Raw genomic sequence first — 16,157 nt, forward strand, 5'->3', positions numbered from 1 at the left:
CGAAGTATTACCTAGCTTAGTGATATAATTGATAAAAAATAAAAACCATTNTTCTGATTCAATAATTGACTCAATATCAAGTTTAACTTGCTTGTAATTGGCTTGAATCGTCTCATTTAAAGTATCATTTCCTTTAGCATCTAAAAAAGAAATTATCTGAGGTATCTTTTGATAGGCTTTCATTTCCTGACTGACCTTTTCATTATCGACTACAATCTCTGAGTGAAATATCTTTTGCTCTATACGCTCATCAAAATTATCAGATACAGCCCCTACAAACATTCCTTGAGTAAGTGTTGCTATTTTAGATGCAGGTATGAGCGTATCAAGCTGAGTAGAGAAGGAGGTAGAACGATCATTTCTATTAATGGATATACTTTGTCGCTTTTGTAAGATTTTACCAAAGCGTTCTGAGAGCGCTTTAGCGGTATCTCCAACTACTTGACCTGAGAAGATATTTCCAACTGTGTTTTGAATTACCTTACTTTCTTTATCTCCATAATCTCTGTTGAGTTGTGAGAAGTCTTGAAACCCCAAACACACTGCTACTTTATTACTACGCGCAGTAGCAATAAGATTATCAAGACCTCTAAAGTAGATCGTTGGTAATTCATCTATGATGACAGAGCTTTTAAGCTGTCCTTTTTTATTGATTAGTTTTACAATGCGTGAGTTATACAGTCCAAGTGCCGCAGAATAAATGTTTTGACGATCAGGATTGTTTCCTACACATAGTATTTTAGGTTCTTTTGGATTATTAATATCCAACGTAAAATCATCTCCTGTCATTACCCAATACAGCGATGGCGATATCATTCGAGACAGTGGTATTTTAGCTGAAGCTATTTGCCCTTGCAACTGATCTTGGGCTCCACCTTCCCAAGCATCCATAAAAGGAGAGAGGTAGTTCTCTAAATCTGAGTAGGAGGTAATAATGGTAAACACATCTGCATATTTTTTATTAAGTAGCTCAATAGCATGAGGAAACGTGCAATACTTTCCATTTTGGTAAAGTTTCAAAAACCATATAATAGCAGCCAGTAGAATAATAGGCGATTCCACAAAGAAGTCTCCTTGTTTTTGTATCCACGAGCGGTTTAGATTCAGCATAATAGTGTAAGCTGATTCATAGGCATCAGATATATCTGTCATAAAAGACGGGTTAATCGGATTACAACGATGGCTACGACTTGGATCATCAAAGTTTATGACGTAGAACTTAGGTGCAACCTTATATTTATCTTTGTGTAGTAGTAGATGATTATAAGCGATGGTTGATAGATCATCGAACTTAAAATCGTAGATATACATGGAGAATCCTTTTTCAATTTGTTGTTTGATAAAGTTATTGACCACAGCATAAGATTTACCAGAACCAGGAGTTCCAAGAACGATAGTCGCCCGAAATGGATTAACGATGTTTATCCAACCATTGTTCCATTTGCCTTTGTAGTAAAATCTCGAAGGTAAATTTACGGAGTATTCATTTTCGATTAAGCGGGTTTCTTGCATAAAACTTTCGTTTTCAAAATTGAATACATCTTGCATAAGGTTATCATTTAGGAGCCTACTAATCCAAGCACCGGATACCAAAAGTAAGATATAACCTAAGAACGTACTTGCTATATACAGGACAGCGCTCCAAGAATATCCAAATTCAAGTAAAAAGAAGTTGAAAAAGAACAAACTAAAACCAATTGTAAAAACAAAAGTGATTTTAGATATAGTTATCTTTTCATGTTTTACGCCTTTGCCTCCCCACAGGCTTAAAGAGAGTAAAACCAAACAAAAGAGTTTAGTATAAAGTAAATGAGAAAACAGTCCTGCTGTCTTATTAAAGTTAACTAATATTCGATCTACAACAGTATGTGTTATTCCAAGATTTAAAAAGAAAGAATAACAATACCAGTAAAGGTGCATAAGCATAAGTAGAATACTTACTGCTCGCATAAATGCTAGTATTTTTGCAAGGGCTTTTAAATCGTCTTCTGATTGCATACCAAATGAATTATTATTAATTATTCAAAGTAGAATTGTATTAAAGAAAGTACTTTGTAATGGAATGCAGTGGTTTTGTTTGGCTATGTTAGATAGATAGTTTTATTTTAATTAAATTGCTAATACTTAATATCAACAGAATACATAAGATGAGTAAACAAAAGAGAAGTATTGATTATGTTTATGATAATGTGGAAAAGAAAATTATAGATTTAAATAGTATTATTAAATCTCAAAAAGATGGTTTTGAAATAAGAAATCAATACAATTCGAATACTATTAGATTTTCGTGTAGTGAGTGTAACCAAAAGTTAGTGTGTTCTAATAGTAAAAGGGATACTGTCTATTTTAGACATAATAAAAACTCTGAGTATTGTATTTTAAAGGACTCTGAAGTCGAATCAAATAAAGATTTACTTAATAGTTATAAGCTTAATGCTTATAATAGAGAAAGCCCAAGGCATAAAGAATTAAAGAATAAATTAGGACAATTATTAATACAAGAACCAGGTGTAGTTATTGGTTCTATAGATATTGATTCAAAGTTTATTTTTGGAAATGGTGGTAAAAGAAGACCTGACGTATATTGTGAATATAAAGGATTTAAACTAGCTTTTGAAATACAGTTGTCTAGTTTACCATTGCACTATATTAAACACAGATATAATTTTTATAAAAGTAATGGAATTTATCTTATCTGGATAATAGATTTAAAAAGTTTACCTGTAGATTTAGATAATTATGTACGTGATATAAAGCATGTTTGGAGTGATCACAATTTGTTTAGTATTGCAGATCATGAGAATGAAAAACTTGTATTTACGTGTAATTATAAGCAAGCATTTATCTATAATAATAAAGAAGTCCATAGTAAATGGATGAAAAAAGATATTTCACTGGGTGATTTATCCTTTAATCGTACTGAATATTATTGTTTGTATTATCTTTTTAATACTGAGCTTAATAGTAAAAAACTAGAATTAGTTCAAATAAAGCAAAACATAGAGGATCAAAAGGAAGAAGAAGATCGAAAAATTAGAAAAAAGGAGTCAGAAGATAGAATCAAAAACTTGTTAGGAAAAGTAAGAACTTATAGAAATAAAGGTTGGAATTTTTATGGAATAAAAAAAGAAGTAGATGGGTTTAATTATCTGGAAGTAGAACTTTTAAACTCTTCAGTGAATTGGAATATGAACATAGAAGGAGTTCCTCTTATTTTGTATTATATAAGAGAATATCAATTTGGGAAAGAAGAAAGGGTAAGCTCAATGAATATAGTTGAATTCTTGCTAACAACTAAGAACTTTAACTTCGATATAAATGTAAGGGATAACTTAGGAAAGGGAGTAATGGATTACATCTATGATAATGATTATTTATTAAAAAGACTCTACAAAGTTGAAAAGTTTATTTTCTATCGTGGTTATCAGCCTACTGAACAGGATAAAGATTTATTAGTTTCAAAAGTGGGGAAGTTTTGGGATTCAAAGTACCTTGAATGGATGTATTATTCTAATTTTAGGAGGTTAGAAGAACTGGATAAAGTACGAAATATACTTAGCTTTCTTTTATTTGTTGAATCTGCCAAAAGAATGCAAATAATTGGAAAGAACCTTAAAAATTGGGTTCAGTATTTAATACTTGTCCTAAATCAGAACAAGAGCCTTCATCAATATTTTGTTTATGTATTAACTAAAACAAAATTAGGTGTTGAATTAGAAAAAGTAGATAAAAAGAAAACAATAGCTAATAGACTAAATAGTCTAATTAATGAAGAAAATGATTCAACATACTATAATATACTTTTTAAAGTACATCCAGATATTTTTAAAGATTACATAACTTCCAAATTAAACCTCTCAAGGTCATTTTAAAGAGGTTTGCTCAAGAGAGTCTTATTTTGATAGAATTAAATAAGACACTATGAAAACTACCAATAAAACCAAAGGAGGAAGAAAAGTAAAATCCAACCCTAAAAAATACAGACATGTTTTCAGGCTTACCGAATCTGAAAACCAACGGTTACTTACTTTGTTTGCATCATCAGGAATGACAAACAAAGCAAGCTTTCTTGTTTCTATGCTTTTAGACAGGCAAGTTAAAACAGTCAAAATAGATGTAGCTGCCTTGCAATATCAATCAACTCTTACTAAGCTATTTAATCAATTTAGAGCAGTTGGGGTGAACTACAATCAAATGGTAAAGCTATGCAACCAGTACTTCTCTGAAAATAGAGCAAAACGTTCTATTTCAAAGCTTGAAGAATATACAAAGGACTTATCCAAGCTTTGCTACTACATAATCAAACTAACTAAGGAGTTTGAAGACAAGCATCTTAATCCTAAGCTGTAGGTTATGATTGCAAAGATTGGCAAAGGAAGTAATCTTATAGGAGCTTTGTCCTACAATCAATTAAAAGTTGATAAAGGACAAGGGGCTGTTTTGTTTACAAACTATTTACCAGAGCCTAATAACTCTTCAAACTACCTTGCTCAACTCTATAAACACTTTGAACCTTATTTACTACTTAATAATAAAACAGAGAAGAATGTAAGGCACATTTCTTTGAACCCTAATCCCATAGACAATATAGATGATAATTCTCTTAATGAAATAGCCCAAGAATATATGAACAATATGGGATATGAGAATCAACCTTATATCGTCTATAAGCATAGTGATATAGAAAGAGAGCATATCCATATAGTCACAGTTTGCACAGACTTACAAGGAAAGAAAATAGAGGATAAATTTGATCATTTAAAATCTATGAAAACCTGCCGTGAAATCGAAAAACAGTTTAATCTAACTTCATCAGTCAATCAGACAAGTAAAGAATCTAAGCAAACTCTATTTAAACCAGTTGATCACACCAAGTATAATTTAAAAGCTCAAATAGCCTCGGTTATACGCTATTTACCTAAGTATTATCATTATGATAGCTTAACAAGTTACAATGCTTTATTATCCCTATTTAATATCAGAGCAGAAAAGGTAGAGGCAACTTATAATGGACAAGTAAAACAAGGCTTAGTTTATTTTGCTTTAAATGAAATAGGAGAGAAGGCGAGTAATCCTTTTAAAGCTTCTCTTTTTGGAAAAAATGCAGGTTATCAAGAGTTAGAAAAACACTTTATAAAATCAAAAGAAAAACTAAAAACCTCACCAAACAAAGCTAATCTAAAACAAACCATTGAAGTAGCTCTAAACACAACATACTCACAACAGGAATTTAAAGAAGAACTTTTAAATCACGGGATAAACGTCGTTTTCTTCCAAAACAAAGACAATCGAATCTATGGGGTGACTTTTATTGATCACAACTCAAAAAGTGTTTATAAAGGTTCTCAGTTAAGCAAAGAGCTTTCAGCTAATATGCTGAATGAGAAATGGAGCAAGGTAGAGGAACATACTAATTCAACTTTGATAGTACCTAAACAAACAATTTTTGAACCACATCCTCTGATAAACGAATCTATTGATTTACATCCCATATTTGAGTATTTGAATACTGATACAAGCAGTAGAGAATTTGTTTCATTTTTTAATTTATTTAATACTAATCAAGAAGTGGATCATGAAGAATTAGATTTTGAACATAGGTTAAAATTAAAAAAGAAAAGAAGAATTTAAATCAAAAACGGCTGAAGTAAGTCTATAGTGTGAATTGCTTTTTTACAAGATGATAATTTGATTTGAATACTAATAAATCAATAAAGAATAATACCATTTTTGAAATGAAAATAATTACTATTTAAAAATAAACGAGTTTTTGACCAAATTCTGCACAAAACAGACCTTTTGAACAATAGCCATTCTATAGAGATTTGTACCCAACAGTTGGATGAACCAATTGGGATATAATTATAATTTAAAACAAATTGTATGGTAATGTTAAAAAGGAATATTTTTTTTATTCTAATTTTCATTTTATTAGGAGCTGGATGTGGTAAAACCAAGCCAGATCATAACCAAACCAATGAGGCAGTAAGTGTAACTGTAAAAAGAATAGCAGTTTCTTCTCAGTCATTGATTTTGGAATATAGTGGTACTATTGAAGCAGACAATAGAGTTTCGATAGGTTTTAGTGTACCAGGAAGGGTAAATGCGGTATTGGTACAGGAAGGACAACATGTTAACAAAGGGCAGTTGTTGGCCTCAATAGAACAGAACTCATATCAAAATAACTTTATTGTTGCTAACGCAGCATTAGAGCAAGCCCAAGACAATTTTAATCGTTTTGACCAACTATATCAAAAAGGAAGTCTTCCAGAGCGTGATTATATTGCTTCAAAAACTGGTTTAGCACAAGCAAAAGCTAATAAAGAAACAGCATCTAAGAATTTACAAGATACTAAATTATATGCTTCTTTTTCAGGAATTATCACCCAAAAATTGACAGAAGAAGGGGCAACAGCTGCACCAGGAATCCCAGCTTTTACAATTGTAAAGACAGATAAAGTTTATGCTGTTGCTTCGATTAATGAAAATGAAATTAGTTCATTAAAAATTGGAGCTGATGCAAATATTACAATTCCGTCATTAGATAAAAGTATCAAGGGTAAGGTGGCTATTATTAATCCACAGGCAGATGATATGTCTAAAACGTATACCGTAAAAGTGCGATTGGATAATTCAAATGGAGAACTTCTTCCTGGAATGATTGCAGATATCAGTATAAACACGGACAAGGAACAGAATGCTATTGTTATTCCTGCACAATCTGTTGTGCGAGACCCAGATAATATAAACTATGTATTTATTGCTAGAGCAAATAATACTGCTTTTAAAACAAGAGTAATTATTTCTAAAATGACAGGAACGAGTGATGTTGTTGTCAAGGAAGGCCTACGCTCTGGTGATCAACTTATTGTAAATGGGCAAACTAATTTAGAAGACGGGACACTTATTAAATTTTAATCTCCTAAAATTAATTTAAAAGATGACAAAGCGTAAAATACACTTTTTGGAAGCCGCAATGAAACATAAACAGGTTGTCATTGTGCTTGTTATCCTTCTGATGATTATGGGGATTAACTCTTTAGTGAATATGCCTCGAAGTGAGAATCCTCGAATTGATATGCCTACAGCATTGATATATGCCATTTATCCTGGGGCTGATGAGTATCAAGTAGAAGAAGAAGTAGCAAAAAAAATAGAACAGTACTTATTTTCATTTGAAGAAGTAAAGAAGAAAAAAGTAAAGTCTGAGGTTCGAGAAGGACAAGTTTTTATTACAACAGAGATTTATACGACGGTAAAAGATCGCAAAAAATTTTGGCATACACTACAACTGGATATGGATGCAAATTTGCGTTCAAAACTTCCTCAGGGAGTTATAGGTCCATTTATCAATAGTAATTTTGCTGACGTTACGGCGATGATTATCTCGGTATCATCTAAAGATAGATCATATGCTGAGATTGAAAAATACCTCGATAAACTTGAAGATGGGCTTAAAGTCATTCCAATGGTGTCTAAAATCAATCGTTCTGGAGGACAGAAACAGCAGATTTACATCAATGTAGATGACAAAAGACTGCAACAATATGGTTTAGATGCAGGGGTATTAATGAGAGTTCTGCAGCAGCAGAATATTACTGGATATACAGGAGAAGTTTCGATGGGATCTAATAATATTGTTCCCATATATACCAACAGTCGCTATAAGGATGAAAATGATATTGCTAACCAGATTGTGTATACAACACCTTCAGGAACAATTGTACGATTAAAGGATGTTGCAAAGATTGAAAGACGCTTTGAAGAGAAATCGTCATTTGTTCGAATTGATGATGAGAAAGCGATGGTACTATCTGTTGATATGCTTCCAGGGAATAATATTGTGGCATTTGGCAAAGAAGTAGAACAAAAGATCGCTACTATTCAAGAAACATTTCCACCGGATGTTAAGATGAAAACTATTGTAAATCAACCCAAGGACGTAGAGTACAGTATTAGTCATTTTATGAAGGAATTTGGATTGGCTATTGGAGCAGTACTTTTAATCGTTATGTTGTTGTTGCCTTTTCGAATTGCTGTTGTTGCTTCTGCGGCTGCTCCAATTTCCATGTTAATCACTTTTGCTTTTATGAACATGATGGGGGTTGAGTTGCATCAAGTAACCTTGGCGGCATTAATTATTGTATTGGGAATGGTGGTTGATAATGCAATAGTTGTGGTAGATAATTACATTGAAAAATTAGATGAAGATGTTGAACCTTGGACAGGTGCTTGGCAAGCGGCTAAACAATTGATGATTCCTATTTTTACAGCTACCTTGGCAATTATTTTTGCGTTCTTGCCATTAGCGATTTTTATGGATGGAATTGCTAAGGACTTTATGTTTTATTTGCCTGTTACTGTAGCAATTGCTTTAATAGTGTCTATGCTTATCGCTCTTTTGTTTACTCCATATACTTGTTATGTGTTTATCAAAAAAGGGTTAAAACACAAAATGAGTGACAGACCCTTAAAGAAAAATTTGTTAGATCATTTACAATCTGCTTTTGACAAAGGGGTAGAAGCGGCATTTCGAAATCCAAAAATTACTATAGGATTGGGCGTACTCTCTATTGTAGCGGCAGTTTTTATCGCTACTAAAGTTGATTCAGAGTTTTTCCCTTTAAGTGAGAGAAATCAGTTTAACATGGAGGTTTGGATGCCTAATGGGACTTCATTGGAAAAAACGGAGGAGAAAGTAAAAGAACTTGAACAAATATTAAAAAAAGATCAACGTGTTGTTGATGTAACGAGTTTTATTGGGATGAGCTCTCCACGTTTTCATACCTCCTATGCACCTGAAACACCAAAAAAACATTTTGCCCAAGTATTTATCACTACCACAGATAGTGATGCTACCAATGCAATGGCCAAAGAATATCTAGAAAAACTAAAAGGATTTATGCAAGATGGTGCAGTGAAGATCAAACAATTGAGTTTTCAAGAAGGGGCTCCGATTGATATTCGAGTAATAAGTGAAAATGAGGTTGACCAAAAACGCACGGCATTAGAGATCAAGAGAATTTTAGAAAATGCAGAAGGTGTTAATTATGTTCGTTTGAGTAATGAATATGATTATATGGGGGTAAAACTAAATATAGACAATGCTAAAGCTAGTCGCTTAGGAATAAGTACTCAAGCCATTACACAGACCTTAGGAGCAGGTTTAAAAGGGTATTCAATTTCAACATTATGGGAAGGGGATAAGACGGTAGATATATTTCTTCGTTTTGATGAGAAGAGTAGAAAAGATCTCGTTGCACTTGAAAACCTTCATATTTCAACTCAGTATGGCAAAAAAGTACCGCTTAAAGCTGTAGCTACACTTGAGCCACAATGGCATACTGGAATGTTGTTAAGAAGAAACGGCCTTAAAATGCTTAGTGTATATTCTGAAGCTCAGCTTGGTAAGAAACCCTCTCGAATCCTAGAGGATATTCAACCTGCTATAGATGCTCTAGAACTACCCTCTGGAACTACGATCCAATACGGTGGAGATGCAGAGTCTAGTAGTGAAAATGCCCCACGTATGGCGGTATCCCTTGGAGTGAGTCTTATTCTAATTTTTCTAACATTATTATTTCAGTTTAAGAGCTTGGCAAAATCGTTAATTGTGCTTTGTACATTTTTACTTAGTCTTTTCGGTGCATTTTTAGGACTTCTTATAACGGGAAATCCACTTGGAATGACTGGCTTTATGGGAATTATAAGTTTGATTGGTATTGTGGTTCGAAATGGAATTATACTGGTTGATTATGCCGATGAACTAATTCGGGATCATGGTTATCAACACAAAGCGGCAGCAATAGCAGCAGCGAAAAGAAGAATGAGACCTATTTTTCTTACTTCGGCTGCAGCTGCTGTTGGTGTTGTACCAATGATTGTTGGTAAATCTCCTATGTGGGGACCACTTGGAAGTGTCCTTGCTTTTGGACTAATTTTCTCAATGATCCTTACTCTTTTTGTGGTTCCTGTGATGTATTATAAATTTTTAAAAAATCCAATTATTCACGATGAGGCACCAGATAATCAACCTGATGGAGAAGATGAAGTAAAATACAAACCAGTTCATTGATTAACAAAATAAGTAAACTTCCTGTTGAATTGGGTATTTATGATTCAACAGGAATGTTTTAAAAATGAATAAACATGACACGAAAATACCATAGAATATTTTTATTAGCCTTTTTGATATTGTTATTTGGACAGGCTCAGGCTCAGCAACAATTATCATTGCAAGAAATAAAAATTTTAGCTTTAGAGAATAACAAAAAAATTAAAATAGTACAAAGTAGTATTAATGCTTCCATAGCAGCGAATGCTGTTGCAAAAGCAGCAGCAAAACCAACAATCGACGCTAGTGCTTTTGGACTTTATGTATCAGATCCTTTGAAAGATATGTTTCCAGAATATAGTGCGAATGGTTCGGTTTCACTAACACAGGTTCTATATGCAGGAAACAAAATTCAGAATTCAAAAAAAATAACAAGTTCTGCCATCGAGTTACAGCATGCCCAAAAAGAGTTAACAGAAGATCAGGTATTACTAAGTACAGAAATAGCGTATTGGCAGGTTGTAAATCTAAAGGAAAAAGTTACTCTGGCCAATCAATATCTACTATTGTTAGATACCTTAAAAAAAGACCTTCAAAATTCTTTTGATGCAGGCTTGATATACAAAAATGATTTACTTAAAGTAGAGGTACAACATAATGAAGCAGTGTTGAATTTAACTAGAGTAAAGGATGGTCTTGCCATTGCAAAATTGAATCTTATGCAGATTTCAGGATTGAATCAAGTTGATTTTGATATTAAAGAAGATTCTACTATGGATGTACAACTTATAAGCCAATCAGATATTACAACAGCTATAGATAAACGCCCCGAAATCAATATGCTAAATAAGTCTGTAGAAATCCAGCAGTATCAGAGCAAACTAATTGGAGGAAGCTTAAAACCCACCTTAGCTATAAGTGCAAATGGATTGGCCTCTTATGGGAAGAGAATTAACTTTTCTAATGGCAATAATGATATGCAAGCTTTTGTAGGATTAATTACCCTATCGGTTCCTATACTTGATTGGGGAGGAAGAAAGCAAAAAGTTAAAGAACAGGAGTACCAAACTGAAGTTAAAAAATTTGAATTGGAAGAAGCTAGAGAATTAATAAGCATAGAAATTCAAAATGCGTGGTTGATGCTTAATCAATCAGTAACACAAATTGAACTCAGCAGAAAATCACTTCAACAAGCACAAGAAAATTTGCGCTTAAATGAAGATCGCTTTGAAGCAGGAACTGTTCTTGGGGAGGATGTATTGAAAGCACAGGTACTTTGGCAGAAAGCGTATGCTGATGTTATAGATGCAAAGGCGAACAATAAAATAATGGAAGCTAAATATAAAAAATCAATTGGAGAGTATAGGTAAGATTTCCTTGTATCGTGCGGTTAAAAGTAGCGTAAATATTTTTATGATTTACAAAAATGTAAAAAGCTGTTAGCTAAGATACTAAAACGAATTTTCTATTAATATGAAACAAATAGGTTTTTTATTCTTGATACTTTGTACAAGTGGATATGCACAAATTCCGATGAGTAAAGACTCAATTAAGAAAATCATAACTGAACTGCCCGCTTTTTCAATTTACAAGGATAATTATTTTGTAACAGGTATCGATCTTGGGCAGAGAGCTTCAAGAAATACTATGGATGCAAAATTTCAGATCAGTTTTAAACAGCGATTAGCTGATAAACCCTACGCGGGTTTTTATCCATACCTGACTTATACTCAGCAATCATTTTGGAAAGTTTATAAAGCTTCGAGTCCCTTTGAAGAAAGCAGTTATCATCCCAGCTTAATGCTATTAAAACCTGTATATAGGGATGATAATTTTTTTGGAGCGTTGACATTGGGAATTGAACATGAGTCCAATGGGCGTGACAGTATATACTCACGAAGTATAAATACTGCTTCAATTGGTTTTACAAGAATATTTTCACCAAGATTAATTCTGAGTCTTAAGGTCTGGATACCTTTTCTCATTGATAACAACCCTTCTCTTCCCAGGTATATAGGTTATGGAGAAGGACACCTGCAATGTGTGCTAAATAAAGATAGGTTGTTTTTTGATGTTACAGTGAGAAAGGGGGCTGACTGGGATTTTAAAGGAAGTATAAATACAGGCATTAGTTATCGGCTTACAAAAAGTGCAAATCAACTTATTACTTTGCAATGGTGGCAGGGCTATAGCGAAAGTCTTTTAGATTTTAAATCAGAGAGAGGAATGCTAAGGATTGGATTTATTATTAAACCTACGTTTTATAGGTTTTATTAATGAAGGAATATTTTAAAATAAAAGAGGGATAAAAATGAAGAAAATGAAGAAAATGAAGTTTGAAATACTAAAATATGGAATTTACGGAGTAATTGGAACGGTTGTGCTTTTGGGAATATTCAGTTGCAATGATATAGAACAAAAACGAGTTTTATATACAGCAGTAAAAGGAACTGATACAGCCTTTTTAGAGATAACAACGTATGAAAAAAGATTCTATGGTAATTATGAGGTTAATTATGGCAATCGATCTAGAAAGGATACCGGTACTGTTGAAGGAGAGATTGTTGGCGATACACTACGAGGTAAATTTAGATATCTTAGTTATGGAGGAAATAAGACAATAAAACCCATTATTTTCCTTCGTCAGGGGAATAAATTAAAACAAGGACGTGGAGCTGTAGCAAGTTATATGGGAATTTCATATTTCATGCCTGACAGTTACATAGACTTCGATGATTCATTTGTTTTTGACTCCATTGGAATAAAAAATCAGAAATAGGAAAATAGATGAGATACTGTAGGTTAGTTAATTGTTTAAATAGATTTGTTTTGATAAGTATTTTAAGTTTTTTTCCTATATTCTGATGGAGATAATGTGATGTGTTTTTTAAAAAATTTCCCAAAAAAAGATTGATCGCTAAAGTTCAGTTCATTTGATATCTGAGATATAGTCAAATCGGGATTAGAAAGTAAAATACAAGCTTCTGTAATAATAGCAGCATCTATTAGTTCGCCTGTTGTTTTACCTGATACTTCTTTGAGTATTTTAGAAAGATGTGCTGCCGTCAGATTTAGAGCATCAGAATAGAACTGGACTTTTCTTTCTTTTTTAAAATTTTCTTCAAGAAGCTTTATGAATTTTGAGGTAACCTCTTCCTTTCGGGTCATTTTAGTTACTGTTTCAGCATATCTTTCGCTATATATTTCTGCAACTTGATACATTAATAAATTGAAACTGTGAATTAAAAGCTCTTTACCATAAAATGAACGTGTAGTAGTGTTTTTTTCATGAAGAAGTAAGGTAATTTTAACAAGATTATCTACTTCTTCATCTTTTAATCTAAGGCTTAGTGCTGCCTTAGAGGCAAAGAAACTAAAAGCATTTGCATCAGTTCGGTTAAGACTGTGACTTAAGGCAAAGTTCATGCTGAAGCTAATAGTAATAAGAGAGATACTATCTTCTATTTCCTTAATATGCGTAACTGTGTGAGGAGAAATAATCACCATATCATTCGCTTGAATGGTGTAATCCAATAGATTAAATTGAATTTTTGAACTCCCAGATAATACAATCATAAGGGTATAACTGTCTAAGCGAAAGGGGTAGGGGAAAGGGCTTTCTTTTATATCTTCCTTGCTTATATAAATATGAAGTCCTTCTGTTTGAGGTGTGTCACCTAAGACTTCAAGAATGTCATTAATAGAGTTCTTTTTAATACTTTTTTTCAATATCCATTTTTTGTAAAGATAAAATTTTCTCTGACTTTTTTAAAGCGAACTTATTATTTGAATTTACTCTTTTTTAAATCTAGTTTGTTTATAATTCCTATCTCTATAAAACTAAACTCACTTGAATCAAGTTTATTGTTCGCATTTTATCGTTTAGAAAATAATAAATGTTGAGGTAAGTAACTTCCCCAAGTGGAACGGTTTGAAAACGAAATACCCAGCTTATGCTGAAACAGATGATATTGTCTGGCTAAATTACTGAGAAAAAAAGACTTTATAAGAAGTGGTAAGTATTGCTGAAATTTTCTCTCAGTACTTAAAGATTCTAAAAAAGTTTAATCGAAAAACTACTGCTGAACTTTGCTGTTTTTCCTCACTATTGTAAAATTTTTGTTATGCGTTTGGCTTTCATTGATTGAGTGCTATTTAATATTTTATAGTAGTCCAAGAGCTTGAAGTGAATCTATGATGTCTCTTACATCAGAGGTGTTCAACCTATCAAGTAATGAATATTTTTTTCCGAAGCCATTCAAAGATGTACCTGTTAAAATTCCTTTCTCCCTATTATTTGAAATCCAAAATCTATCATGATAATCATTTGAAGTTTTATGAAGAATGTTAAGTGATGCTTTTTTCGTTTTTAAGTTTGTCTCGATTGTAGTCTTCAAAGCTTTATCAACTTTGTTTGGATAAGTAATTATATGCAATGTGTTAACTTGTGATAAATATTTGTCAAGTGTCAATTCGATTGTATTAGGATATGTTGTGTCAGTTGTTGGGGCATAAAAATAAGGATCAATAATTATTAATTCATTGTCAACACCAATCTTGTCAAGGTATTTATGCATTGCATCAATAATATTGTTTTTTGTTGCTCCCTTTGCAACTAGATGCTCTAAAACAGGTTCTGAGTTTATGAGAGATGAAAGCCCATGCTCCAAAATATAATCAATGATTTCTTCTTTGAATGAAAAAACAACGTTATTAAGTTGTTTAACTTCATAATCTCTAAGATTAATATCTTCATTATTAGAAAGTTTGACAACAATATCGGTGTAGTCAATATTTTCTTTTTCAGGTGTTAATTGCCATATTATGTCCATATTCTATTTTACTTATTATTTTCTGTTATCAGTGTTTTCTTTTTAGTAGAGTCTTCAATAAGTTGATGCATAGCAAGTGTGCATTTTGCGAAGTGGTGGGAATTGAAAGTAAAAGTTTTAATTAAATGCTACTTAAAGCAAATTTCTATTATTTGGCTAAAATTAAGTTTCAATCTTAAAAAAACACCTTTTTTGAAAGACGTATGTTTTATGTAAGTTCTTATTTTTAAAATGTTTTAGGCAAATATTCGGAATATTTTTTTCTTAAAAATTCAAGATTTTTTTCATTATCCATCAGATTCAGATTTAGTTTCTCTTTTATAAACTCTAAACGCTGTCTAGCTTCACTAATGATATCTCCCCAAGATAAAATATACACGTCAAAGTTATCACCTTCGTGAATATGACCATATTTTCTATTTTTTTGTGATAAAAGTGGTTTTATTTCTTTTTTAACGTCTTTTGTTAAAAGTATAAATTTCCATTTTGTTTTCTCCTTTGGAAATCTGTTATCACTTGATACAACAGTTGCATACCCCTCTATTTGCGACTTTTCAGGAAACCCTGCATCCAAATTAGGCCTTTTTAATTCAATAACTAAGTTTTCTTTACCTGAGCTCCCTAAACTGAATTGTTGCCATAAACATACATCAGGAATAGTTTCTAAATTCGAGTTATCTTCGGAATTAATTATATTTTCAAAGTCATCTCTTTTTAGATGATCTTTCAGATATGATTTTAATACATTTTTTAGTGTTAAATCATCAACACCATATGTATACTCATCACCAAATATCCAAGTTTCTTTCGCAATTATCTTATGCAAATGCTTTCTTTCTAGAACATTTTTATTTAAATCTCTGTTATAAATTATTTCTTCAAGTGCATTTAAAAACATTAATCTATTTTTGATTTCAGTCATTGTATCTATAACCGTAGATAGTGATGATTCTTCTAGAATTTCTACTAATTCTTCTCTTTTTTCTTTAGGAAGTTCAATGACTTCAGTAAGAATTTTTTGTAAATTATGAGAATCATTTTCAAGAGCTTCTTTTATTAATGTTAGAGTAAATTTTTTGCTTTTTAAATCTTGATTTTCAAAATCTGGTAAAAATTCGTTGACTTGTAATGCAACAATATCAAATACTTGTCTTTTACTTTCTTCAATAATATTTTCAGCTTTTTCCTTGTAGGGATAAATACCTTGTTGTTTTAGTTCTATTATAAATTCAGATGTATCCACGCGAGCAACCACATATTTCATAAGCTAA

General features: G+C 32.1%; 11 protein-coding genes and 1 pseudogene. 8 read left to right on the plus strand and 4 right to left on the minus strand.

What is annotated here, in order from left to right; all coding sequences use genetic code 11:
- Positions 1-51: 51 nt before the first annotated feature.
- A pseudogene (mobC, locus tag GJV76_RS12270) lies at positions 52-1,998 on the minus strand (conjugal transfer protein MobC); the annotation flags it as partial.
- A gap of 191 nt (positions 1,999-2,189) precedes the next feature.
- On the opposite strand from mobC, the gene GJV76_RS12275 reads away from it, so the two are divergent.
- The 8 genes from GJV76_RS12275 to GJV76_RS12310 all read left to right on the plus strand — a co-directional run bounded on the left by GJV76_RS12275 (position 2,190) and on the right by GJV76_RS12310 (position 12,833).
- Complete coding sequence (locus GJV76_RS12275) at positions 2,190-3,872, plus strand: DUF6035 family protein (RefSeq protein ID WP_196216229.1); 1,683 nt, start codon at positions 2,190-2,192, stop codon at positions 3,870-3,872.
- 49 nt (positions 3,873-3,921) lie between these two features.
- Complete coding sequence (locus GJV76_RS12280; RefSeq protein WP_155092907.1) at positions 3,922-4,350, plus strand: plasmid mobilization protein; 429 nt, start codon at positions 3,922-3,924, stop codon at positions 4,348-4,350.
- Positions 4,351-4,353: 3 nt separating this feature from the next.
- A complete protein-coding gene (mobB, locus tag GJV76_RS12285; RefSeq protein WP_155092908.1) occupies positions 4,354-5,631 on the plus strand; it encodes a conjugal transfer protein MobB in 1,278 nt (425 codons plus the stop codon).
- 258 nt (positions 5,632-5,889) lie between these two features.
- A complete protein-coding gene (locus GJV76_RS12290; RefSeq protein WP_196216230.1) occupies positions 5,890-6,918 on the plus strand; it encodes an efflux RND transporter periplasmic adaptor subunit in 1,029 nt (342 codons plus the stop codon).
- Positions 6,919-6,940: 22 nt separating this feature from the next.
- Positions 6,941-10,075, plus strand: a complete 3,135-nt coding sequence (locus tag GJV76_RS12295) for an efflux RND transporter permease subunit (RefSeq protein ID WP_196216231.1) — start codon at positions 6,941-6,943, stop codon at positions 10,073-10,075.
- Between the two features lie 74 nt (positions 10,076-10,149).
- Positions 10,150-11,424 (plus strand): TolC family protein, encoded by a 1,275-nt coding sequence (locus GJV76_RS12300; protein ID WP_155092910.1) that lies wholly within the window; start codon positions 10,150-10,152, stop codon positions 11,422-11,424.
- Between the two features lie 103 nt (positions 11,425-11,527).
- Positions 11,528-12,331 carry a phospholipase A gene (locus tag GJV76_RS12305; protein ID WP_155092911.1) on the plus strand — a complete coding sequence of 268 codons (804 nt, stop codon included), beginning with the start codon at positions 11,528-11,530 and terminating at the stop codon, positions 12,329-12,331.
- A gap of 43 nt (positions 12,332-12,374) precedes the next feature.
- Positions 12,375-12,833 carry a hypothetical protein gene (locus tag GJV76_RS12310; protein WP_155092912.1) on the plus strand — a complete coding sequence of 153 codons (459 nt, stop codon included), beginning with the start codon at positions 12,375-12,377 and terminating at the stop codon, positions 12,831-12,833.
- 62 nt (positions 12,834-12,895) lie between these two features.
- On the opposite strand, the gene GJV76_RS12315 is transcribed toward GJV76_RS12310, so the two are convergent.
- The 3 genes from GJV76_RS12315 to GJV76_RS12325 all read right to left on the minus strand — a co-directional run bounded on the left by GJV76_RS12315 (position 12,896) and on the right by GJV76_RS12325 (position 16,150).
- Entirely contained in the window at positions 12,896-13,783 is an 888-nt protein-coding gene (locus GJV76_RS12315) for a helix-turn-helix domain-containing protein (protein WP_155092913.1), read from the minus strand.
- A gap of 434 nt (positions 13,784-14,217) precedes the next feature.
- Positions 14,218-14,886 (minus strand): hypothetical protein, encoded by a 669-nt coding sequence (locus GJV76_RS12320; protein WP_155092914.1) that lies wholly within the window; start codon positions 14,884-14,886, stop codon positions 14,218-14,220.
- Positions 14,887-15,112: 226 nt separating this feature from the next.
- On the minus strand, positions 15,113-16,150 hold the full coding sequence (locus tag GJV76_RS12325) for a hypothetical protein (protein WP_155092915.1): 1,038 nt from the start codon (positions 16,148-16,150) through the stop codon (positions 15,113-15,115).
- Positions 16,151-16,157 lie beyond the last annotated feature (7 nt).

The sequence above is a fragment of the Myroides albus genome, from assembly GCF_009711045.1.
Taxonomy (GTDB): domain Bacteria; phylum Bacteroidota; class Bacteroidia; order Flavobacteriales; family Flavobacteriaceae; genus Flavobacterium; species Flavobacterium album_A.

What these genes read in the sequence shown, in the direction of transcription:
- GJV76_RS12280 (WP_155092907.1), top strand. Translation starts at nt 3,922, where the DNA reads ATGAAAACTACCAATAAAACCAAAGGAGGAAGAAAAGTAAAATCCAAC.
- mobB (WP_155092908.1), top strand. Translation starts at nt 4,354, where the DNA reads ATGATTGCAAAGATTGGCAAAGGAAGTAATCTTATAGGAGCTTTGTCC.
- GJV76_RS12290 (WP_196216230.1), top strand. Translation starts at nt 5,890, where the DNA reads ATGTTAAAAAGGAATATTTTTTTTATTCTAATTTTCATTTTATTAGGA.
- GJV76_RS12295 (WP_196216231.1), top strand. Translation starts at nt 6,941, where the DNA reads ATGACAAAGCGTAAAATACACTTTTTGGAAGCCGCAATGAAACATAAA.
- GJV76_RS12300 (WP_155092910.1), top strand. Translation starts at nt 10,150, where the DNA reads ATGACACGAAAATACCATAGAATATTTTTATTAGCCTTTTTGATATTG.
- GJV76_RS12305 (WP_155092911.1), top strand. Translation starts at nt 11,528, where the DNA reads ATGAAACAAATAGGTTTTTTATTCTTGATACTTTGTACAAGTGGATAT.
- GJV76_RS12310 (WP_155092912.1), top strand. Translation starts at nt 12,375, where the DNA reads ATGAAGAAAATGAAGTTTGAAATACTAAAATATGGAATTTACGGAGTA.
- GJV76_RS12320 (WP_155092914.1), bottom strand. Translation starts at nt 14,886, where the DNA reads ATGGACATAATATGGCAATTAACACCTGAAAAAGAAAATATTGACTAC.
- GJV76_RS12325 (WP_155092915.1), bottom strand. Translation starts at nt 16,150, where the DNA reads ATGAAATATGTGGTTGCTCGCGTGGATACATCTGAATTTATAATAGAA.